The sequence below is a fragment of the Amycolatopsis sp. NPDC114504 genome, from assembly GCF_055633595.1.
Genome location: NZ_JBVKDU010000005.1, coordinates 266,466 through 286,715, shown reverse-complemented (window position 1 = coordinate 286,715; position 20,250 = coordinate 266,466). Strand labels below are relative to the sequence as shown.

At 71.0% G+C, this 20,250-nt stretch carries 21 protein-coding genes and 1 pseudogene; 16 read left to right on the top strand and 6 right to left on the bottom strand.

All coding sequences use genetic code 11. From position 1 onward, the window contains the following. Positions 1-3: 3 nt before the first annotated feature. Positions 4-573, bottom strand: coding sequence for a TIR domain-containing protein (locus ACZ7PG_RS37445; RefSeq protein WP_470244713.1), 570 nt, complete (start codon positions 571-573; stop codon positions 4-6). Positions 574-846: 273 nt separating this feature from the next. On the opposite strand from ACZ7PG_RS37445, the gene ACZ7PG_RS37440 reads away from it, so the two are divergent. Continuing rightward, positions 847-1,812, top strand: coding sequence for an SEFIR domain-containing protein (locus tag ACZ7PG_RS37440; RefSeq protein ID WP_470243914.1), 966 nt, complete (start codon positions 847-849; stop codon positions 1,810-1,812). On the opposite strand, the gene ACZ7PG_RS37435 is transcribed toward ACZ7PG_RS37440, so the two are convergent. Together ACZ7PG_RS37435 and ptsP are read right to left on the bottom strand one after the other, a co-directional pair. Continuing rightward, positions 1,809-2,852, bottom strand: a complete 1,044-nt coding sequence (locus ACZ7PG_RS37435) for an alcohol dehydrogenase catalytic domain-containing protein (protein ID WP_470243913.1) — start codon at positions 2,850-2,852, stop codon at positions 1,809-1,811. The genes ACZ7PG_RS37440 and ACZ7PG_RS37435 overlap by 4 nt on opposite strands. 171 nt (positions 2,853-3,023) lie before the next feature. Continuing rightward, positions 3,024-4,586 (bottom strand): phosphoenolpyruvate--protein phosphotransferase, encoded by a 1,563-nt coding sequence (gene ptsP, locus ACZ7PG_RS37430; RefSeq protein WP_470243912.1) that lies wholly within the window; start codon positions 4,584-4,586, stop codon positions 3,024-3,026. Positions 4,587-4,689: 103 nt separating this feature from the next. Here ptsP and ACZ7PG_RS37425 point away from each other — a divergent pair, with 103 nt between their 5' ends. From ACZ7PG_RS37425 to ACZ7PG_RS37395, 7 genes are all read left to right on the top strand, one after another. Then, positions 4,690-5,451, top strand: coding sequence for a DeoR/GlpR family DNA-binding transcription regulator (locus ACZ7PG_RS37425; protein WP_470243911.1), 762 nt, complete (start codon positions 4,690-4,692; stop codon positions 5,449-5,451). Next, positions 5,448-6,392 carry a 1-phosphofructokinase gene (gene pfkB / locus ACZ7PG_RS37420; RefSeq protein WP_470243910.1) on the top strand — a complete coding sequence of 315 codons (945 nt, stop codon included), beginning with the start codon at positions 5,448-5,450 and terminating at the stop codon, positions 6,390-6,392. The genes ACZ7PG_RS37425 and pfkB overlap by 4 nt, the downstream gene beginning before the upstream one ends. Beyond that, positions 6,389-6,841, top strand: a complete 453-nt coding sequence (locus tag ACZ7PG_RS37415) for a PTS sugar transporter subunit IIA (protein WP_470243909.1) — start codon at positions 6,389-6,391, stop codon at positions 6,839-6,841. The genes pfkB and ACZ7PG_RS37415 overlap by 4 nt, the downstream gene beginning before the upstream one ends. A 2-nt stretch (positions 6,842-6,843) precedes the next feature. Further along, positions 6,844-8,292, top strand: a complete 1,449-nt coding sequence (locus ACZ7PG_RS37410) for a PTS fructose transporter subunit IIC (protein WP_470243908.1) — start codon at positions 6,844-6,846, stop codon at positions 8,290-8,292. 11 nt (positions 8,293-8,303) lie between these two features. Beyond that, positions 8,304-8,582, top strand: coding sequence for an HPr family phosphocarrier protein (locus tag ACZ7PG_RS37405; protein ID WP_155544522.1), 279 nt, complete (start codon positions 8,304-8,306; stop codon positions 8,580-8,582). 102 nt (positions 8,583-8,684) lie between these two features. Continuing rightward, positions 8,685-9,056, top strand: coding sequence for a hypothetical protein (locus tag ACZ7PG_RS37400; RefSeq protein ID WP_470243907.1), 372 nt, complete (start codon positions 8,685-8,687; stop codon positions 9,054-9,056). Beyond that, the gene (locus tag ACZ7PG_RS37395) at positions 9,053-9,916 is read left to right on the top strand and encodes a hypothetical protein (RefSeq protein WP_470243906.1); all 864 of its coding nucleotides are present in this window, start codon (positions 9,053-9,055) and stop codon (positions 9,914-9,916) included. Before ACZ7PG_RS37400 ends, ACZ7PG_RS37395 begins: the two co-directional genes overlap by 4 nt. On the opposite strand, the pseudogene ACZ7PG_RS37390 reads toward ACZ7PG_RS37395, so the two are convergent. Beyond that, positions 9,913-10,825: pseudogene (locus ACZ7PG_RS37390) on the bottom strand (integrase core domain-containing protein). The gene ACZ7PG_RS37395 and the pseudogene ACZ7PG_RS37390 sit on opposite strands and share 4 nt — an antisense overlap. A 122-nt stretch (positions 10,826-10,947) precedes the next feature. Further along, complete coding sequence (locus tag ACZ7PG_RS37385; protein ID WP_470243905.1) at positions 10,948-11,535, bottom strand: TetR/AcrR family transcriptional regulator; 588 nt, start codon at positions 11,533-11,535, stop codon at positions 10,948-10,950. Positions 11,536-11,620: 85 nt separating this feature from the next. Here ACZ7PG_RS37385 and ACZ7PG_RS37380 point away from each other — a divergent pair, with 85 nt between their 5' ends. The 6 genes from ACZ7PG_RS37380 to ACZ7PG_RS37355 all read left to right on the top strand — a co-directional run bounded on the left by ACZ7PG_RS37380 (position 11,621) and on the right by ACZ7PG_RS37355 (position 17,806). After that, complete coding sequence (locus ACZ7PG_RS37380) at positions 11,621-12,916, top strand: cytochrome P450 (protein WP_470243904.1); 1,296 nt, start codon at positions 11,621-11,623, stop codon at positions 12,914-12,916. Further along, positions 12,913-13,803 carry an alpha/beta fold hydrolase gene (locus ACZ7PG_RS37375; protein ID WP_470243903.1) on the top strand — a complete coding sequence of 297 codons (891 nt, stop codon included), beginning with the start codon at positions 12,913-12,915 and terminating at the stop codon, positions 13,801-13,803. Before ACZ7PG_RS37380 ends, ACZ7PG_RS37375 begins: the two co-directional genes overlap by 4 nt. After that, positions 13,787-14,632, top strand: a complete 846-nt coding sequence (locus ACZ7PG_RS37370; protein ID WP_470243902.1) for an SDR family NAD(P)-dependent oxidoreductase — start codon at positions 13,787-13,789, stop codon at positions 14,630-14,632. The genes ACZ7PG_RS37375 and ACZ7PG_RS37370 overlap by 17 nt, the downstream gene beginning before the upstream one ends. Further along, positions 14,629-16,104, top strand: a complete 1,476-nt coding sequence (locus ACZ7PG_RS37365; protein WP_470243901.1) for a flavin-containing monooxygenase — start codon at positions 14,629-14,631, stop codon at positions 16,102-16,104. Before ACZ7PG_RS37370 ends, ACZ7PG_RS37365 begins: the two co-directional genes overlap by 4 nt. A 30-nt stretch (positions 16,105-16,134) precedes the next feature. Next, on the top strand, positions 16,135-17,001 hold the full coding sequence (locus tag ACZ7PG_RS37360) for an NAD(+)/NADH kinase (protein WP_470243900.1): 867 nt from the start codon (positions 16,135-16,137) through the stop codon (positions 16,999-17,001). A 79-nt stretch (positions 17,002-17,080) separates the two neighbouring features. Further along, positions 17,081-17,806, top strand: a complete 726-nt coding sequence (locus ACZ7PG_RS37355; RefSeq protein ID WP_470243899.1) for a DUF998 domain-containing protein — start codon at positions 17,081-17,083, stop codon at positions 17,804-17,806. On the opposite strand, the gene ACZ7PG_RS37350 is transcribed toward ACZ7PG_RS37355, so the two are convergent. Then, positions 17,788-18,156 carry a DNA polymerase ligase N-terminal domain-containing protein gene (locus ACZ7PG_RS37350; RefSeq protein WP_470243898.1) on the bottom strand — a complete coding sequence of 123 codons (369 nt, stop codon included), beginning with the start codon at positions 18,154-18,156 and terminating at the stop codon, positions 17,788-17,790. The genes ACZ7PG_RS37355 and ACZ7PG_RS37350 overlap by 19 nt on opposite strands. A gap of 105 nt (positions 18,157-18,261) precedes the next feature. On the opposite strand from ACZ7PG_RS37350, the gene ACZ7PG_RS37345 reads away from it, so the two are divergent. Both ACZ7PG_RS37345 and ACZ7PG_RS37340 read left to right on the top strand, forming a co-directional pair. Further along, entirely contained in the window at positions 18,262-18,699 is a 438-nt protein-coding gene (locus tag ACZ7PG_RS37345; protein WP_470243897.1) for a Fur family transcriptional regulator, read from the top strand. Further along, entirely contained in the window at positions 18,696-20,207 is a 1,512-nt protein-coding gene (locus tag ACZ7PG_RS37340; protein ID WP_470243896.1) for a catalase, read from the top strand. The genes ACZ7PG_RS37345 and ACZ7PG_RS37340 overlap by 4 nt, the downstream gene beginning before the upstream one ends. Positions 20,208-20,250 lie beyond the last annotated feature (43 nt).

Here is a 20,250-nt window from a genome sequence, read left to right as displayed (position 1 = left end):
CGGTCAGAACCTCGGCATCCGCGCCCGCTTCGGCGGCTCCGGGGCCGGGGTGCGCACCGGCCAGTCGTCCCGCCACTCCGGCGCTCGTTCGATCAGTTCCTCCAGCTCCGCCGCGATCTGCTTGATCTGCTGGTTGAACTCGAGGTAGGCCGGCGCGGTCTGGAAGTGTTCGAAGGGGTGGTTCCACTGCTGCAGGTCACGCGGGCGCCGCGCGTGGGCCCAGTCGGGGAAGTTCCGGGAGTCGCAGAAGATCACCGGGTAGATCAGAGGCCGCCCGTGTTCCCGCCGCGGGCCGGCGGTCAGCGCCTCCCGCTCCTCCATCGACGCCCACTCGGCCAGGCACCATTCGTCCCGGAAGTACTTCGGCGAGCAGACCGGGAGCAACACGCGCGAGCGCTGCAACGCCGAACTCAGTTCCGCCGGCCAATCGGCTCCGACGCGCACCTGGTCGTCGAAGAAAATCTTGACGTCCTCGTACCGATTGTTGTCGAGCACTTCCAGGAGGCGGGGGTGAAAATGGTGGCGAATCCACGCCGATATGTCACTCGCCGCACGCCGGTAGCTGATGAACACGTCGAACTCGTACACGCGTGCCGACGCTCCTCACCGCTCCCCACCAGGCGGATCCGATCCTAGATCGGCCGCACACCGGCAAAGAAGACGGGAAACCTGACAGATCCAGGACAATAACTGGCCATACCTCAAGTGCCGCCGGAGAATGCATCTTGACAAATCTTCCGGGCCCGGATAGATGACAGGCACCAGTAGAGCACGATGCCGCGAAGCATTTCCGCGACACCGATCTCCCGGATCGGTGAATCACCGACCGATCCCCGAAAGGAACCGATGCCCGACCACGAGGCGCCCCGGGTGTTCTTCAGCTATTCGCACGACACCGAGGACCACAAAGCCCAGGTCCGGACCTTCGCGACCTTCCTGCGCAGCCGGATCGGCCTCGAGGTCGTGCTCGACCAGTGGCACGACCACATCCGCATCGACTGGTCGCTGTGGGCCACCCGGAACCTCACCGCGGCCGACTTCATCATCGTCGTGGCGTCTCCGCTGTACCGGGAGCGAGCCGACGGCGACGCGCCGCCGGACGAAGGACGCGGGGCCCAGTTCGAGACCGCCATCATCCGCGACAAGCTGACCAAGGACCACCGCGAAGGCACGCGCCGGGTCCTCCCGGTGGTCCTGCCCGGCGGATCGATCGACGACATCCCCGCCTTCCTCGCTCCTTACTCCACCACCCGGTTCGAGATCGGGGCGTTCACCAACGAGGGTGTCGCCGAGCTGCTCGCCGCGATCACCGGGCGAGGCAAGTACCCCATGCCGGCGCGCGGCCGGTGGCTCGACGGCGAATCCCCGGAGTTCCACCCGACCCCTGCGAGTGAACTGCGGTGGACAGGCAGCAGTTCGGGCGTGCAGCGAATGGCGGCCTCGATCGACGGCAGGCGGTACGAGGACAGCATCGTCTTGCGCTCGGGCACCGCACCCGGGTTCGTCGAAGTCGACCTCGGCGGCCACTACCAGCGGTTCTCGACCATCGCCGGGGTCCTCGACGACGCGGCCGACCGCTTCCAGGTCGGCCGCTTCCGCGTGCTCGTCGACGGCAAACCCCGGTCAGAGCACGAAGTGGCCATCGGGAAGCCGGCCGCGATCGACCTCGATGTCACCGGTGCGTTGAAGCTCCGGCTCGAGATGTCGCGGCCGGCCGTTACGGCGTCGCCCTTCGGCTCCGCGGCCGTCGTCGTCACGCGGCGGCGGGGGCGGCCGCCCGAGCTCGCGCTCGGGGATCCCACGGTGACCTAAGGCGTGATGACCACCTTCAGCGCCGAGTTCGCGGCCGCGTTGGCGAACACCTCGTACGCCTCCTCCATCTGGGCGAACGTGAACCGGTGGGTTCCCATGCGCTCGGCCGGGATGCGGCCGGAGGCCACCATCTTCAGCAGTGTCGGGATCGATGCCGTGTCCACCAGGCCCATCGTCAGCGTCAGGTTCTGGATCCACATCTCCTGCATCGGCAGCTCGACCGGGACGCCGTGCACGCCGATGTTCGCGATGCGTCCGCCCGGGCGGACCAGGGATGCCGCCGTCAGCAGGGTCTCCGGGTAGCCGACCGCTTCGATCGCGACGTCCACGCCGAGGCCGTCCGTCAAGCCGAGCACGTCCGAGCGAGTGTCCGGACCCGCTTCGAACGCGTCCGTCGCGCCGAACTCCAGGGCCTTCTCCAGGCGGAACTTGTTGGAGTCCACCGCGATCACCTTCGACGCGCCCCACAGGCCCGTCGTCAGGATCGCCGCCAGCCCGACCGCGCCCGCGCCGACCACCGCCACCGTGTCGCCCGGGCGGACGCGGCCGGCCAGGACACCGACCTCGTACCCCGTCGGCAGCGAGTCGGCCAGGAAGATCGCCTGTTCGTTCGTGACGCCGTCGGGGACCGCGTACAGCGACGTGTCCGCGTAGGGCACGCGCACCAGCTCGGCCTGCGTTCCGTCGATGAGGTGGCCGAAGATCCAGCCGATCCCGCCGACCGTCTGGCAGTGGGACGGCATCCCGCGCCCGCAGTACTCGCAGCGCCCGCACTGGGTGATGGCCGGGACCAGCACCCGGTCGCCGACCGCGAACGCCCGGACCGCGTCGCCGACCGCGGTCACCGTGCCGACCGCTTCGTGGCCGAGGATCCGGCCGTCGGTGACCGCGGCGACGTCGCCCTGCAGGATGTGCAGGTCGGTGCCGCAGATCGTGGTCGTGTCGACGCGCACGACCACGTCGGTCGGTTCCTGGACGGCGGCGTCCGGGACGTCTTCCCAAGCCTTCGCACCCGGACCGTGGTAGACCAGCGCCTTCATCGTCGCCTCCGTCGGCCGCCCGGCTCCCGTGGCCGGGCCTCGGCCGCCCTCGACGCTAGAACCGGGGACGCCGCCCGGCTGTCGCAATTTGAGATTCAGGCATAGCGGGCCATGACGCCGCAGGACGTCGATCGCCAGCACGTTTCCGCGGATTCCGGCCTCCGCACCCCGTCAAGCCGACGCGCGGCACGCCTCGAGGTCGACCGCGCGCAACGCCGCGCCCACACCCGCCAGGGCCGCCGCGTTCATCGACAACGACGTGACACCCAGCCCGACCAGCACCGGCGCCAGCGCGGGATCGGCCGCCGCTTCGCCGCACACCCCGACCGGTTTCCCCGCCGCCGCACCGGCTTCCGCGACCATGCCGACCATGCGCAGCAGTGCCGGCTGGTGCGGGTCGTTCAACGCGGCCACCGCGCCGAGCTGGCGGTCCGCCGCGAACACGTACTGCGCCAGGTCGTTCGTGCCCAGCGACACGAAGTCGACCTCGGCCAGGATCTCCGCGGCGCACAACGCCGCCGCCGGGATCTCGATCATCACACCCACGCGGGCGATTCCGGCCGCACGCGCTCGCGAAGCGAACCAAGCCGCCTCCGCTGCCGTCGCGACCATCGGGGCCATCACCGACAGCTCGACGCCCGTGTCGCCCGCCGCCGCGGCGATCGCGGTCAGCTGGCGGTCCAGCAGTGCGGGCCGGTCGAACGCGACCCGCAGCCCGCGGACGCCGAGCGCGGGGTTCGGCTCCGCGCCCATCGGCAGGAACGCGAGCGGCTTGTCCGAACCGGCGTCCAGGGTCCGGACGACGACGGGCTTCCCGCCGAACGGCTCCAGCACCGCCGCGTAGGCCGCTCGCTGCGACGACTCCGTCGGCTCGGAAGTCGCCGACAGGTAACAGAACTCCGTGCGGAACAGCCCGATCCCTTCCGCTCCGGCCGCGGCGGCGGCGCGGGCGTCCGACGCCGAGCCGACGTTGGCCAGCAGCTTCACGCGGTGGCCGTCGGCGAGCCGGCCGACCCCGTCCCACTCGGGGCGGGACGTCCTCGCCGGGGCGACCACCTCGCCGTCGGACGGCGCAACCGTGCCCGCCGAACCGTCGACCACCAGCCCGGGCCCGGCGAGGCCGAGCACGCCGGCGCACGCGACGACGGCGGGAATCCCCAGCGCCCGAGCCAGGATCGCGGTGTGGCTCGTCGGGCCGCCCTCTTCCGTCACCAGCGCGAGCACGAGGTCCGGGTCGAGCCCGGCGGTGTCGGCCGGGGCCAGGTCGCGCGCCACCAAGACGCTCGGCGACGTCAGCTCCGGGACACCGGGCGGGGCCAGGCCCGACAAGGAGGCGACGATCCGGTCGCGCACGTCGGCGACGTCCGCGGCGCGTTCGGCCATGTACCCGCCGGCCGCCCGCAGCGCCGTCATGAACTCCCCCGCCGCCTCCCACACCGCGCGCGGTGCCGGCAGCGAACCGTCGAGAACGCGCTTCTCCGCGGACGCGACCAAAGCGGGATCCGACGCCATCGCCGCCGTCGTCTCCAGGACCGATCGGGCATCGCCGGACACGGAACGGGCACGATCGGACAGCGACGCCGCGACCGACTCGGCCGCGGGCCCGATCTTGCCCGCTTCCGCCCGAAGATCGTCCGGCACCGGCAAAGACGCGGGTTCCCGCAGGTCAGCGACCACGATGACGCGCGGACCGGCGACCCGGCCGGGGCTGACTCCGACTCCGGACAACTGCATGACAAGACCTCCGGGAGAAAAAGATCTAGTAACCAGGGATTGACACTACCGTAACAACGGGCACAATCAAACTGCAACGGGCAAACATCGGAGAGGAACGGGCATGTACGCCGCCGAACGGCATCAGCTCCTGGCACAACGCGCACGGCGCGACGGCCGGGTCGACGTCAACGACGTCGCCACCGAACTCGGTGTCGCCCCCGAGACCATCCGCCGCGACCTCGGCGTCCTCGAACGCCAGGGCGTCGTCCGCCGCGTCTACGGCGGTGCCGTCGCGGTCGACCGCCTCGACTTCGAACCCGAGGTCGCACAGCGGGACCAGACCAACGCCGCCGAGAAGGACGCGATCGCCCGGGCCGCGCTGGACCTGGTCCCCGACCGCGGCTCGATCCTGCTCGACGCGGGCACCACCACGAGCAGGCTCGCGACGCTCCTGCCCGCCGACCGCGAGCTCACGGTGATCACCAACTCGATCCCGGTCGCGTCGATCCTCGCCACCCGCCCGGGCATCACGCTGCACATCCTCGGCGGCCGCGTCCGCGGGACGACGCTCGCCGCCGTCGAAACCTGGACGCTGCACGCGCTCGACGGCCTGCTCGTCGACGTCGCCTTCCTCGGCGCCAACGGCTTTTCCGCCGAGCACGGCTGCACGACACCGGACCTGGCCGAGTCCGCGGTGAAGGCCGCCGCGGTCGCCGCCGCCCGCAAGCGGGTGCTGCTGGCCGACCACAGCAAGTACGGCACCGACCAGCTCAGCCGGTTCGCGCGGCTGGCCGAGATCGACGTCCTGGTCACCGACAGCGGCCTCGACGCGGGTGCCGTGGCGGAGCTCGAAGAGGCGGGCCCGGAGGTGGTGCTGGCGTGATCGTCACCGTGACCCCGAACCCGAGCCTCGACCGGACCGCGCGCGTCGCCGAGCTGCGCCGCGGCGAGGTGATCCGCGCCGAGGCCGTGCGGCTCGACCCCGGCGGCAAGGGCGTCAACGTCGCCCGCGCGCTGGCCGCCGCCGGGACCCCGACCGTCGCACTCCTGCCCGCCGGCGGCCTGGTCGGTGAACGGCTGGCCGACCTGCTCGCCCCCGAAGGCGTCCCGGTCGTCGCGGTGCCGATCGCCGGGACGACCCGCAGCAACATCACGCTCGTCGAAGCCGACGGGACCACGACGAAGATCAACGAGCCCGGCCCGGAAATCTCTCCCGCCGAGCTGGCAACCCTCGAACGCCGGGCCGTCGAGCTGGCCGGACGCGCGGAATGGCTGGTGTGCTGCGGAAGCCTCCCCGCCGGCGTGCCCGACGACTTCTACGCGCGGCTCACGAAACTGGCCCACGACGCCGGGGCGAAGGTCGCGGTCGACTCCTCCGGCGCGCCGCTCGACGCCGCCCGCGCGGGCGGCCCCGACCTGCTCAAGCCGAACCTCGACGAGCTGATCGAGCTCGCCGGGCACCCGCTGCCGCTGCTCGGCGACGTCGTCGCCTTCTGCCGCGAGCTGATCTCCGGCGGCGTCGGCCGCGTGCTGGTCAGCCTCGGCGCCCGTGGCGCGGTGCTCGTCGAGGAGACAGAGACCTGCCACGCGCTCGGCCCGCTGGTCGCCGTGCGCAGCACCGTCGGCGCCGGAGACGCCGCGCTCGCCGGGTTCCTCCACGCGGGAGGAGCCGGCCCCACAGCCCTGCGGACCGCGGTCGCCTACGGCACCGCCGCGGTCACGCAGGAGGGCAGCCGCATGCCCACCCCGCACGACGTGCACCCCGACCAGGTGCGCGTGCTCGACACCGACCCCACCCTCACCCTCAGCGGAGCCGCCGCATGACCACCCCAGACCTGATCACCGCCGACCTGGTCGACCTCGGGCTCGACGCCACCGAAAAGCGAGGCGTCGTCCGCTCGCTGGCCGAGCGGCTCGTCTCCGCCGGGCGGGTGACCGACCTCGACCTCTTCCTCAAGGACGTCGCCGCGCGCGAAGAGCAGATGGCCACCGGGCTCGAAGGCGGCATCGGCATCCCGCACTGCCGCTCGACCGCGGTGACCGCGCCGACGCTGGCGTTCGGCCGCAGCGCCGCCGGCGTCGACTTCGGCGCGCCGGACGGCCCGGCGACGCTGATCTTCCTCATCGCCGCACCCGAAGGCGGCGGCAGCGACCACCTCAAGGTCCTGGCCGCCCTCGCCCGCCGGCTCGTCCGGGCGGAGTTCAAGCAGAACCTGCTCGACGCCACCGACGCCGACGCCGTCGCTTCGTACATCCGCCAGGAGGTGTCCTGACCATGAAGTTCGTCGCCATCACCGCGTGTCCCACCGGGATCGCGCACACCTACATGGCCGCCGAGTCGCTGGAGCAGACCGCGAAGGCCAACGGCGACACGATCGTCGTCGAGACCCAGGGTTCGGCCGGGTCCGAGCCGCTGTCCGCCGAGGACATCGCGAGCGCGGACGCCGTCATCTTCGCCGCGGACCTCGCGGTGCGGGGCCGGGACCGTTTCGCCGGCAAGCCGATCGTCGAGGCGCCGGTCAAGGCCGCGATCAACGACGCCGCGGGCCTGTTCGAACGCGCGAAGGCCGCGGCCCGGGAGCCCGTCGCCCCCGCTGCCGCCCCGGAGCTGACCTCGAAGGTCGGCGCGAACGACAGGCCCGGTACCAAGGTCCGCCAGTGGCTGATGACCGGCGTCAGCTACCTGATCCCGTTCGTCGCGGCGGGCGGGCTGCTGATCGCGCTGAGCTTCGCCTTGGGCGGCTACAAGATCGTCGACGCGCCGAAGGTCACCGAGCACTTCGACGCGGGGTCGGTCGCGGGCTGGGCCGCGCTGATGTTCCAGATCGGCAGTGCGGCGTTCGACTTCCTGGTGCCGGTGCTGGCCGGGTTCATCGCCTTCGCGATGGCCGACCGCCCCGCCATCGCGCCCGGCTTCGTGGGCGGCGCGATCGCCGTCACCGTCGGCGCCGGGTTCCTCGGCGGCCTCGTCGCGGGCCTGCTGGCCGGTGGCGTCGTGCTGGCGCTGAAGAAGATCCAGGTGCCGAAGGCGATGCGCGGCATCATGCCGGTGGTCGTCTACCCGCTGCTCGGGTCCATTGTGGTCGGTGTACTGATGTACGTCGTGGTCGGCAAGCCGATGGCGGCGGCCACCACGGGCCTGACGAACTGGCTCAACAGCCTCAGCGGCGCCAGCGCGCTGCTGCTGGGCGCGCTGCTCGGCCTGATGATGGCGTTCGACATGGGCGGCCCGGTCAACAAGGCGGCGTACGCGTTCGCGGTCGGCGGCCTGACCACCGGCGCGACGGCGTCGCTGCAGATCATGGCCGCGGTGATGGCGGCCGGCATGGTGCCGCCGCTGGCACTGGCGCTCGCGTCCACCGTCCGGAAGAAGCTGTTCACCGAAGCCGAACGTGAGAACGGCCGCGCGGCCTGGCTGCTCGGCGCGTCGTTCATCACCGAGGGCGCGATCCCGTTCGCGGCGGCGGACCCGTTCCGCGTGATCCCGTCGATCATGCTCGGGTCGGCGGTCACGGGATCGCTGTCGATGGCATTCGGCGCGACGCTGCGCGCCCCGCACGGCGGGATCTTCGTGCTCCCGCTGATCGGCAGCCCACTGCTGTTCCTGGTGGCGCTGGTGGCCGGGACTTTGGTGGCCGCCGGGTCGGTGATCGCGCTGAAGCAGGTGCGTTTCCGCGCGACCGAACGTTCCGCCGCCGTGTCCGGTCAGACCGTCAACGCGTGAAGGAGTCCACTGTGTACCAACGCCGCACACTCGTCGCCAGCACGGTCGGGCTCCACGCCCGCCCGGCGGGCCTGGTCGCTCGCGCGGCCGCCGGTCAGGCCGCGAAGGTTCGCATCGCGAAGATCACCGGCGGAGTGGCCGGAGATCCGGTCGACGCGGCCAGCGTCCTGGGGTTGATGACCCTGGGCGCCGGTCATGGCGACGAGGTCGAATTGACCGCCGACGGTGACTCGGCTCGGGAGTCCGTCGACGCACTGGCCGAACTGATCGCCCAGGACCTGGACGCTTGAGTTTCGCCTGAAGCCCCCTCCGGACGCCTTCGGCAGGCGTAGCATTCAGACCGATTTGCCGGATTACGTCCGGGCGACGACCCATGGTCGTGAAGGGGGAAGATGGTGCAGGGTTTCGAGGTCGATCCCAAACTGGTGCAGCATGCCGCCGAGCGGGCGACCGAGGCGGTGACGCATTTCGAAGCGCACGGTTCGGCCGTCAAGAAAGCGCAGGCCACGATCGAGGGGAATACCGCCCTGCTGGGCGACTACGGCGACGCCGGAGTGTTCTTCCACGCCTGCGAGAGGTTCGATCACAAGTTCAAAGAAATCTTCGACACGCTCATTTCGCACAACGACAACTTCGTCGACACGGCCCGGCGGCTGGAAGGCGGCCTGCAGGGCGCGTCCAAGCTCTACGCCGAGACCGACGCGGCCGCGAGCGAGCACTTGCGGCGCATCGGCGAATCCTGGGCGGACGGGGGAAGCCGGTGAACCAGCCGCCGTACTTCCCCGACCGCCCGCCGGGGCACTACCCGCAGTTCGACCGGTACGAGAGCCAGTGCGGCGAAGTGGCGCTCTGGGCCCGCTGGGTGGCCGGGTGGGTGGACTGGCTGCTCCACGAACACGGTCCCACCGGTCCGCACCCGGACCGGTGGGCCGACTACCCGTTCGAACGGTTCTTCTACCCGTCCGACGTCATCGCGCAGCAGCAGATCAAGGTCATGCACCAGGCGTGGCCGGCCATCGACGGGCTGCGCTACAAGTCGGCCGGCGAAGAGCACCCGAGCATCGACGTCCTCAACAATCTCGACAGCGCGCTCGGTGCCGCACTCGGGAGGTGGGAAGGCGATGTCGCGGTGGGGGTGCAGACCTACCGCGAAGAACTCGAGAACTACAGCGAGCCCTACATCCTCGCGGTCGGCAAGCTCGGCCAGTGCCTCATCGCGTACTCCCAGATCTTCGAGCAGGCGCGGGCCGACATCGTCAAGGTCATGAAGCAGTTCGTCGGGGCGTTGCAGGCCGCGACGTTCACCGACCCCGGGTTCGAACGGGTCGGCCTGACCGTCTTCAAGGCCATCGGCGACTGGGTGCTGGGCAAGTTCCCGTTCGAGCTCGACAAGATCCTCGAGCTGGACACGGTGCTGGCCGAGGCGGTCGACGGCGCGCAGCAGCGCAAGCCCGCCGCGGCGATCGGCGGCGCGAACTACTGGGAGATCTGCGATGCGTACCTGGTGGCCGCCAACCGGATCTGCGACGACGCCCGCGCGGCGATCGAGGAGCTGACCACGCGCTTGGACAAGGTCGACAGCGAGCTGCGCGACCCGCCGAAACTGACTGTCGACGTGGGCTAGTTGTATTGACCCGTGAGGTTGGGGACGCGGCTGGCGGGTGGCTGACCTGCGAGTGACGTGTGTCCTCGGTGGTGGTTGTAGGTGTGCAGCCAGCTCGGTAGCGCTGCTCGGCGTTCGGTTTCGGTGCGGTAGGGCTGGCTGTAGGCCCATTCCTCGAGCAGGGTCCGGGTGAAGCGTTCACTTCGCCGTTGGTCTGCGGTCGGTAAGGCCGGGTGCGTTGTCGACGATGCCCGCTCGCGCAGCGTGTCGCGCCGGAGAAGTGAGCGGTAGCAGGATCCGTTGTCGGTCAGAACCCGCGCGACGGTGATCCCGCAGCTGGTGAAGAACGCCTGCGCCCGGGTCCGGAACGCGGCCGCGGTTTCCTTGGTCTCCTCGGCGAGGATCTCGGTGCAGACCAGCCGGGAGTGGTCGTCGACGGCGTTTGGCAGGTAGCTGTAGCCCAGATTCGCGCGGCCGCCGATCCGGCGGGGCCGGTCGGGGTCGCGGTGGGCGGCGCTGGTGCGTCCGCCGATGGGGTGCGGCCGTGGATCTGGTGGCCGCCGCCGTCCGGGGATGGTGCCGAGCTTTTGATGTCGACGTGGACAGGTCACCGGGTGCGGGGTGTTCGTGGCGGCGGACCGGGCTGCCGGTGGCTCGGTCGAGGTGGGCGAGGCGAGCCAGCCGGACTTTGATCACGCGTTGTTCGGTTCGGGTGGGTGTCCGGTTGGGGCTGGTCCAGAGCCGCGAGGAACGGTCGGTCATTCCTGCTTCGCCGTGGTTGCGGTAGCGGCCGGCCCATCGTGCGGCGGTGGAGACCCGACACTGGGAACCGTTCGGCGGCTCGCCGTAGCGGCCGGTCGTCGTCGACGACGCAGCGGGCCAGGCGCGCAGTCTGCCGGTGGGTGTCAGGGGTGCGTTAGCGTGGGTCACCAGGGCCTCCGTTGGCTGGTGTAGACGTCGCAATCCGCACCGAACCCGGAGGTCCTCCCTCACACCAGGATCATCCGATCACGTGTCGCCCCGTACCCAACCTCCGTGATCAATACAGCTAGTCAGGCCGGGCCGAGCAACGCGAGCGACGCTCGCACCGCGACCGCGGTGACGTCGCCGGCCCGGCCGCCGTCCTCCACCGTCGTGGCGATCAGCTCTCGCAACCCGCCCAGCAGCATGATCGCCAGCTGACGGGACGGCGGACTGATTCCCGCCGCGCGCAACGCCGGTGTGTCCGTCAGACGCTGGGTCATCGCGATGAACCCCTCCATCGCGTCGCGCTGCAGATCGCGCGCCGGGGCGCCCAAAGCAGGGACGTCGCGGATCCAGCTCAGCGTGATCGCCGGCTCGGACTCCGCGCACGCGATCCACGCCTCGATCGCCTGGCGCACCTGCAGCGACCAGGGTGCGGACGGGTCCACCGCGTCGGAGATCTGCTGGATCATCGCGCGGTTCGCGTCCGCCAGCAGCGCGATCAGGCACTCTTCGCGACTCGCGAAGTGCTGGTAGAACGTCCGGCGGGACGTGCGGGCGCGGCGGACGATGCCGGCGACCGTCGTGTCGCGGAAGCCGTCCTCGGTGATCGACGCGGCCAGCCCGTCCAGCAGCCGCTGCCGGTGCCGGCGGGTGTCGACGTCCACGGAAGTCACGGTACAAGCCTCCTCTTGAAACGAGATGGTACACCGGCGTACCGTACCGACGGTACGCTCGCGTACCACCAGTTCGGGAGGGTCGATGACGACCGTGACAACCGCGGTGACGCTGCCGCCGGGGCCGGCCGCGCCCCGCGCCGTCCAGGGCGCCTACGCACTGACGCAACCGCTCCGGGGCATGCGACGGCTCAAAGACCGTTATGGCGACGCCTTCACCGTCAACGTGCCGATCTTCGGCCACGCCGTCGTGATCAGCGACCCGGGCGAGATCAAGCAGCTCTTCACCTCCGGGCCCGACCTCGTCGACAACCTCGAGGTCAACCTGGGCCGGGTGCTCGGCCCGCACTCGATGTTCGCCCTCTCCGGCGACGAGCACAAAAAGCAGCGCAAGCTCCTGGTCCCGCCCTTCCACGGCCGCCGGCTCGCCGCCTACGAGAAGATCGTCGAAGAAGAAACCGTCCGGGAGCTGCAAAGCTGGCCGGACGACACAGCGTTCGCCACCTTGCCTTCGATGATGCGGATCACGCTCAACGCCATCCTCCGCGCGGTGTTCGGCGCCGAGGGGGCCGAGTTCGCCGAGCTGCGCGAGCTGCTCCCGCCGTTCGTCACCCTCGGCTCCCGGCTGGCCGTCGCGCCGATCTCGAAGAAGGGCCGCTTCAACCCCTGGCGCCGCTTCGAACGGATGCGCCGCGAGTACGACGCGATCGTCGACCGGCTCATCGCCAAGGCCCGCGTCGAAGAAAAAGACGACGTCCTCTCGATGATGCTGCAGACCCGCTACGACGACGGCTCCGGGCTCAGCCGCGAAGAGATCGCCGACCAGCTCCTCACCCTGCTCACCGCCGGGCACGAAACCACGGCGACGACACTGGCCTGGGCCGTCGAACGCCTCCGCCGCCACCCCGCGCTGCTCGAAGAACTGAAGAACGGCGACGGGAAGCTGCTCGACGCCACGATCCTCGAGGTCCAGCGCACCCGCCCGGTCATCGACCTCACCGCCCGGCAGGTCAAGCAGGACGGCTACCGGCTCGGCCGCTGGACGTTGCCGAAGGGGTACGCGGTGCTCGTCAGCATCGCCCTGATCCACGACGACGACGCGGTGTTCCCGCACGCGGCCACCTTCGACCCGCATCGCTTCGAAGGCGCGCGCCCGGACCTCTACCAGTGGATCCCGTTCGGCGGCGGCACCCGCCGCTGCCTCGGCGCCGCGTTCGCGACCATGGAGATGACCGTCGTGCTGCGGACGCTGCTGCGGGACTTCGACCTCGTGCCGACCGCCGAGCGCGACGAACGCTGGCACTCTCGGGGCGTGGCCTACGCCCCCGCCAAGGGCGGCCGCGCGATCGTGCGCCGCCGGAGCACCGGAGGAGATTCGTGACCGAAGAGATCGCCGACGCCGGCCGGGGGATTTCCCTGTCGTACGAACGGATCGGGGACCGCGGTGCCGAGCCGCTGCTCCTCGTCGCCGGGCTGGGCCAGCAGCTGCACAGCTGGCCGGACGCGTTCTGCGCGCGGCTCGCGGAGCGCGGCTTCGAGGTCGTCCGGTTCGACAACCGCGACGCCGGGCGCTCGACCCACCCGCGCTTCCGGCCGGCGAGCCTGCCCGCGATGTTCGCCGGGCGCTTCCCGCCGGAGCAGTACGACCTGAAGGACATGGCCGCCGACACCGTGGGCCTGCTCGACGCGCTCGACATCGAGACCGCCCACATCGCGGGCGTGTCGATGGGCGGCATGATCTCGCAGACGGTGGCGGCGCTGCACCCGGTGCGCGTGCGGACCCTGACGTCGATCATGTCGACGACCGGGTCCCGCCTGCTCGGCCGCCCGGCGTTCTCGACGTTGCGCCTGATGGGCGCGAAGCCGCCGAAGTCCCGTGAAGAGGCCGTCGAAAGCGCCGTGACGATGTTCCGGCACATCAGCTCGCACGGCTTCCCCTTCGACGAGGCCTGGGTGCGCGAGAAGGCCGGGGTGGGCTGGGACCGCGACCCGACGGCGGGCGGCGTGGGCCGCCAGCTGGGCGCGATCCTCAAGTCCGGCAACCGGACGGCGTGGCTGCGCAAGATCACCGCGCCCACGCTGGTGATCCACGGCGACCGCGACCGGATGGTCCACCCGACGGGCGGCGCCGCCACGGCCCGCGCGATTCCCGGCGCGCGCCTGGAAACCGTCCCCGGTATGGGTCACGACCTGCCCGAAGGCGCTTGGCCCACCCTGCTCGACCTCATCGACAAGCACGTGAGGAGCAGCGATGTCACGGCCCCGTAGCCTTACCGGCCGTCCGGTGGTGATCACCGGCGCGGCGTCCGGCATCGGCCGGGCACTGGCCACCCGGCTGTCCCGGCTCGGCTCGCCGGTCGCGATCGCCGACGTCGACGCGGACGGCCTGAAAGCCACCGCGTCGGCATTGCACGGCAAGGTCCTGACGCGCGTGCTCGACGTCCGCGACGCCGAAGACCAGCTCCGGTTCGCCGGCGAGGTGCGCGAATGGCTGCCTTCACCGCTCGCCGCCGTGTTCAACAACGCCGGTGTCGCGGTCACCTCCAGCGTGCTCGACGCGGTGCCCGAGGACGACGACTGGCTGCACGACATCAACTTCCGCGGCGTCGTCCACGGGACGCGGGCGTTCCTGCCCATTCTCGTCGAGCAGGGTGAGGGCGCGATCGTCAACACCTCCAGCGTGTACGGCCTGCTCGGGATGCCCTACCAAAGCGCCTACTGCGCGGCGAAGTTCGCCGTCCGCGGCTTCACCGAGGCGCTGCGGCAGGAGCTGGCCGGCAGCGCCGTCCGCGCGATCACCGTCCACCCGGGCGGCATCACGACGAACATCGCGCGCAACGCCCGGGTGCGCCAGGACCCCACCGGGCTCGGCCGGACCCGCGACGAGATGGCCGCGCAGTTCGAGGCCATGACGATGACGTCGCCGGACAAGGCCGCGGCGATCATCCACACCGGCGTCGATCGCGGGAAGGCCCGGATTCTCGTCGGCCCGGACGCCTACCTGTTCGACGCGCTCGCCCGCGTCACCCCCACCCACTACAACGCCGTGCTCACGCGCCTGCTGAGGCGCCCGCGGCGGACGGAGGCCGTGCGATGACCGAGCACGTCGAGGTCCTGATCGTCGGAGCCGGGCTATCCGGCGTCGGCGCGGCCCACCACCTGCGGACGGCGTTCCCGCGCAAGACGTACGCGATCCTCGAGGCCCGCGACGCCATCGGCGGCACCTGGGACCTCTTCCGCTACCCGGGCGTCCGTTCCGATTCGGACATGCAGACCCTCGGCTACCGGTTCCGGCCGTGGACCAGCGAGAAGGCCATCGCGGACGGCCCGTCGATCCTCCAGTACGTCCGCGACACCGCGGCCGACGCGGGCATCGACCAGCACATCCGGTTCGGGCACAAGGTCGTCCGCGCCGCGTGGTCCACAGAGGACGCACTGTGGACGGTCGACGCCACGCACGACGGCGAGCCCGTGCGGTTCACCGCGAAGTTCCTCTACCTGTGCAGCGGCTACTACGACTACGCGGGCGGCCACACGCCGGAGTTCCCGGGCATCGAGCACTTCGGCGGCACGGTCGTGCACCCGCAGCACTGGCCCGAGGACCTGGACTACACCGGCAAGAAGGTCGTCGTGATCGGCAGCGGCGCGACGGCCGTGACGCTGGTGCCGGCCATGACCGACCGCGCCGAGCACGTGACGATGCTGCAGCGCTCCCCCACCTACATCCTGTCGCTGCCGTCGGAGGACGCGCTCGCCAACCGGCTGCGCGGGCTGCTCGGCGCGAAGCTGGCGTACCCGATCGCGCGGTGGAAGAACGTCGCGGTGAGCACGCTGATCTACCAGCTCAGCCGGCGCCGCCCCAGCGTGGTCAAGGCGATGATCCGCAAGGCCGCGATGAAGCAGCTGCCGCCGGGGTACGCCGTGGACACCCACTTCAAGCCGCGCTACCAGCCCTGGGACCAGCGGCTGTGCCTGGTGCCCGACGGCGACCTGTTCCGCGCGATCAAGCACGGTGACGCCTCGGTCGTCACCGACCGGATCGCCTCCTTCACCGAGACCGGCATCCGGCTCGAATCGGGCGACGAGCTGCCCGCGGACGTCGTCGTCACCGCCACCGGGCTGCGGCTGCTGGCCTTCGGCGGCATCGACCTGGTCGTCGACGGCGAGCCCGTCAAGCTGCCGGAAACCATGGCGTACAAGGGGATGATGCTCAGCGGCGTGCCGAACTTCATCTTCACGATCGGCTACACGAACGCGTCCTGGACGCTGAAGGCCGACCTGGTCGGCGAGTACTTCGTCCGGCTGCTGCGCCACCTCGACCGCGGCGGGTACGACCAGGCCGTGCCGGTCAACGACGACCCGGCGGTCACCGAGCGGCCGCTGCTCGACTTCGACGCGGGGTACGTGCTGCGGGCGATCGACGAGTTCCCGAAGGCCGGTTCGCGGGCGCCGTGGACGCTCGGCATGAGCTACGCGCACGACGTCGTCAAGCTGCGGCACGGCCGGATCGACGACGGCGCGCTCCGGTTCTCGCGACGCGAGGCGGGAGCGGGCACACTGAGCGCATGACGCTCTCTTCACCCGTCCGGAGTCGCTGACATGCACTCCGCGGGCCTCGTGCTGCACCCCCGCCGCGACTCCGCGGCCGCCGTCGAAGCCGTGCTCGGCTGGGCCGGCAACCGCAACATCGAGATCCTCGGCATCGCCGACGAGATCGTCCGCCTGAACTGCGCGGCGATCGGGGTGACGCCCGAGGAGCTCGGCCGGCGGTCCGACCTGGTGGTCAGCCTCGGCGGGGACGGCACCATGCTGCGGGCGATGCGCCTCGCCGACGGGCAGCGCGCGCCGGTGCTCGGGGTGAACCTCGGCAAGCTGGGCTTCCTCGCCGAGGTCGACGTCCCGGACCTGCCCGGCGCGCTCTCGGCCATCGACGACCACCAGTTCACGGTGGAGCCGCGGCTGGCCGTGGACGCCGTGCTGCAGGGGCGCCGGATCACGGCGTTCAACGACATCGCCGTGGTGCGCGTGCCGGGCGACGGCAGCGCGGTGGTCGCGGTGCACGTCGGCGGCCAGCAGTTCGTCAGCTACTCGGCGGACGCCGTGGTCGTCGCCACCCCGACCGGCTCGACGGCATACAGCTTCTCGGCCGGCGGCCCGATCACCAGCCCGTCGGTCGAGGCGCTGCTGGTCACGCCCGCGGCGCCGCACTCCGCGTACAGCCGGGGCATCGTGCTGTCGGTGCACGACGAGGTGACGCTGGAGCTGCTGCCGACCAGCGGCCGGCTGGCGGTGGAGGTCGACGGCCAGGTCGAGGGGTACGTCTCCCCCGGCGACCGCCTCGACCTGCACGCCCGGCCCAGCGCGGCGCGGGTCGTCCGGCTCGGGATGACGACGTTCTACCAGCGGGCGCGGCGCAAGCTCCGGCTGACGGATTCGGCGGAGATCCCCCAGGACGGCGACCACTGACCGCCCTCCCGGTGGCGCGGGTCACATCTCGGGCGTGTCGCGCGATGATCACGGAACGGTCACAGGTAGCGTCCGCGGCTTGCGCCTGAACCAGCCGAGCCGTCCGGGAGTGTCCCTCTACATGCTGTTGCCGTCGCCCGTCCGTCCCTCACTCCGCGCCCGGCTGCTCGTCCCGGGCGCGCTGGCCACGCTCGCCACCGCGCTGGTGCTGCTGGTCGTGCTGCACGTCGACCGGCGGCTCGCGCCGCTCGACCCGGTCACCTCGATGCTCAGCGACTACGCGCTGAGCCCCGGGCGGTGGATGTGGGACGCCGCGCTGCTGCTCACCAGCACGGGCTCGGCGCTGCTGCTGGTCGCGCTCTACCGCCGGGGCCTGCTGGCCAACCCGGCGCTGGTGACGGCGAAGGCGCTGTGGTGCGTCAGCCTGCTCGCGGTCGCCGTCTTCGCCAAGGATCCCCAGGGCGGCGCCATCACCGCCACCGGCAAGATCCACCTCTACGCCTCGGCCGTGACGTGCCTCAGCCTGCCGATCGTCGGCTGGACGCTCGGGCGACGGCACCGCGACGACCCCCGCTGGCGCCGGTTCGCCACCTGGTCGCGCCGGCTGGCGCTGGCGGCGATCCCGTTCTACCTGCCGTTCATCGTGCCGTTCGCGGTGAACGTCGTCCTCGGCGGCCACCTCCCGACCGTGGCCACGGGCCTGGTGGAGCGGCTGATGATGGTCCTGGAGATCGCGCTGCTCGCGGTGCTCGGCCACTGGGCCCACCGGGCGATGCGCGCCGGCGGTCAGCTCCGGACGGCCTGACCGGCGTCTCCCGGCTGCTCCCGGGTGCGGTGCAGGAGCCAGTCGCGGTCGGTGCGGATCAGCGCGTACCGGACCGACTCCGTCCGCCCGTGCAGCGTGAACAGGATCCGCTTGTCCGTCCGGTCGTGTTCCTCCCACCAGCCGGTGTCGGCGACCTTCTTCGTCTCGTCCTCGTAGGCGAGGTGGTCCAGCGCGTGGTCGGGCACGGCGACCGCGAGCCGGTTGCCCTTCGCGTCCGGCGGGAGACCGCGCGGCACCGCCCACGACCGCAGCACGCCGTCCTCCTCGAGCCGGAGGTCGAAGTGGTGGCGCGGGCGCCAGTGTTCGTGCAGCACGAAGGCCGGTTTCACCCCTTCACCATGCCAGAAAGCCGCGCTTCTACCCGTTTTCCGGCCGCCGAAACCGTCCATCCGAGGACTTGACCCGATCCAGAAGAGCGCGCACGGTGGGGTGTCATGAGCGATGTGACCACCACGCTGCGGGCCGCCGGCCTGCGCGTCACCGCGCCCCGGCGGGCGGTGCTCGCGTGGCTGGCCGCGCATCCTCATTCCACAGTGGACGAAATCGGCACCGGGGTCCGCTCGGTGCTGGGATCGATGTCCACCCAGGCGGTCTACGACGTCCTGGGCGCGTGCGCCACGGCCGGCCTGATCCGGCGGATCGAGCTGCCGGGCCACCCGGCACGTTTCGAACGGCGCGCCGGGGATAACCACCACCACGTCGTGTGCCGCCGCTGCGGGCGGACGGAGGACGTCGACTGCGCCGTCGGCGCGGCCCCGTGCCTGACCCCGGCCGACGCACACGGCTTCCTGATCGACGAAGCGGAAGTGGTGTTCTGGGGCGTCTGCCCCGCCTGCCACGCCACCACTTCCCGGAGAGAGGCAACACCGTGACCGAACCGACCACCACCGACGCCGGCATCCCTGTCGAAAGCGACGAACACTCCCTCACCGTCGGGCCCGACGGCCCGATCCTGCTGCACGACAACTACCTCATCGAGCAGATGGCGCAGTTCAACCGCGAACGCGTCCCCGAACGCCAGCCGCACGCCAAGGGCAGCGGCGCGTTCGGCCGGTTCGAGGTGACCGGCGACGTCAGCGCGTACACCAAGGCCGCCGTGTTCCAGCCCGGCACGAAGACCGACCTGCTGATCCGGTTCTCCACCGTCGCCGGCGAGCGGGGCAGCCCCGACACCTGGCGCGACCCGCGCGGCTTCGCGGTGAAGTTCTACACCAGCGAAGGCAACTACGACATGGTCGGGAACAACACCCCGGTCTTCTTCATCCGGGATCCGCTGAAGTTCCAGCACTTCATCCGGTCGCAGAAGCGCCGCGCGGACAACAACCTGCGCGACCACGACATGCAGTGGGACTTCTGGACGCTGTCGCCGGAGTCGGCGCACCAGGTGACGTGGCTGATGGGCGACCGCGGGATCCCGCGCACGTGGCGCCACATGAACGGCTACAGCTCGCACACCTACATGTGGATCAACGCCGCGGGCGAACGCTTCTGGGTGAAGTACCACTTCAAGACCGACCAGGGCGTCGAGACCTTCACCCAGGACGAAGCCGACCAGATGGCCTCGGCCGACACCGACTACCACACGCGCGACCTCTACGAGGCGATCGAAGCCGGCGACCACCCGAGCTGGACGCTGAAGGTGCAGGTCATGCCCTTCGACGACGCGAAGACGTACCGCTTCAACCCCTTCGACCTGACGAAGGTGTGGCCGCACGGCGACTACCCGCTGATCGACGTCGGCCGGATGACGCTCGACCGCAACCCGACCGACCACCACACCGAGATCGAGCAGGCGGCGTTCGAGCCGAGCAACCTGGTGCCCGGGATCGGCGCGAGCCCGGACAAGATGCTGCTCGGCCGGCTGTTTTCCTACCCGGACGCGCACCGCTACCGGATCGGCGCGAACTACAAGCAGCTGCCGGTCAACGCACCCGTCTCCCCCGTCCACAGCTACAGCAAGGACGGCGCGATGCGGTACACGAAGGTGTCGGACCCGGTATACGCGCCGAACTCCAAGGGCGGCCCGCAGGCGGACGTCGCGAAGTACGGGCAGCCTTCGGGCTGGCACACCGACGGCGACATGGTCCGCACGGCGTACACGCTGCGCGAGGACGACGACGACTGGGGCCAGGCCGGGACGATGGTCCGCGAGGTCCTCGACGACGACCAGCGCGGCAGGCTCGTCGACAACGTCGTCGGGCACCTGCTCAACGGCGTCTCGGAACCGGTCCTGCTGCGGGCTTTCGACTACTGGCGCAACGTCGACAAGGACCTGGGCGACCGGATCGAGTCGGGCGTGCGCGCCAAGGCCGACGAGAAGGACCCGAAGGCCGCGGACCAGGGCAACCCGGCGCGGTCGAGCATGCAGCACAAGGCCTGACGGCTCCACAGTGGACGCGGACCCGGTGGACGTACACCGGGTC

Coding starts and splice junctions, on each gene's coding strand:
- ACZ7PG_RS37440 (WP_470243914.1), top strand. CDS start 847: ATGCCCGACCACGAGGCGCCCCGGGTGTTCTTCAGCTATTCGCACGAC.
- ACZ7PG_RS37380 (WP_470243904.1), top strand. CDS start 11,621: ATGACGACCGTGACAACCGCGGTGACGCTGCCGCCGGGGCCGGCCGCG.
- ACZ7PG_RS37370 (WP_470243902.1), top strand. CDS start 13,787: ATGTCACGGCCCCGTAGCCTTACCGGCCGTCCGGTGGTGATCACCGGC.
- ACZ7PG_RS37415 (WP_470243909.1), top strand. CDS start 6,389: ATGACCACCCCAGACCTGATCACCGCCGACCTGGTCGACCTCGGGCTC.
- ACZ7PG_RS37400 (WP_470243907.1), top strand. CDS start 8,685: ATGGTGCAGGGTTTCGAGGTCGATCCCAAACTGGTGCAGCATGCCGCC.
- ACZ7PG_RS37360 (WP_470243900.1), top strand. CDS start 16,135: ATGCACTCCGCGGGCCTCGTGCTGCACCCCCGCCGCGACTCCGCGGCC.
- ACZ7PG_RS37410 (WP_470243908.1), top strand. CDS start 6,844: ATGAAGTTCGTCGCCATCACCGCGTGTCCCACCGGGATCGCGCACACC.
- ACZ7PG_RS37425 (WP_470243911.1), top strand. CDS start 4,690: ATGTACGCCGCCGAACGGCATCAGCTCCTGGCACAACGCGCACGGCGC.
- ACZ7PG_RS37345 (WP_470243897.1), top strand. CDS start 18,262: ATGAGCGATGTGACCACCACGCTGCGGGCCGCCGGCCTGCGCGTCACC.
- ACZ7PG_RS37435 (WP_470243913.1), bottom strand. CDS start 2,852: ATGAAGGCGCTGGTCTACCACGGTCCGGGTGCGAAGGCTTGGGAAGAC.
- ptsP (WP_470243912.1), bottom strand. CDS start 4,586: ATGCAGTTGTCCGGAGTCGGAGTCAGCCCCGGCCGGGTCGCCGGTCCG.
- ACZ7PG_RS37365 (WP_470243901.1), top strand. CDS start 14,629: ATGACCGAGCACGTCGAGGTCCTGATCGTCGGAGCCGGGCTATCCGGC.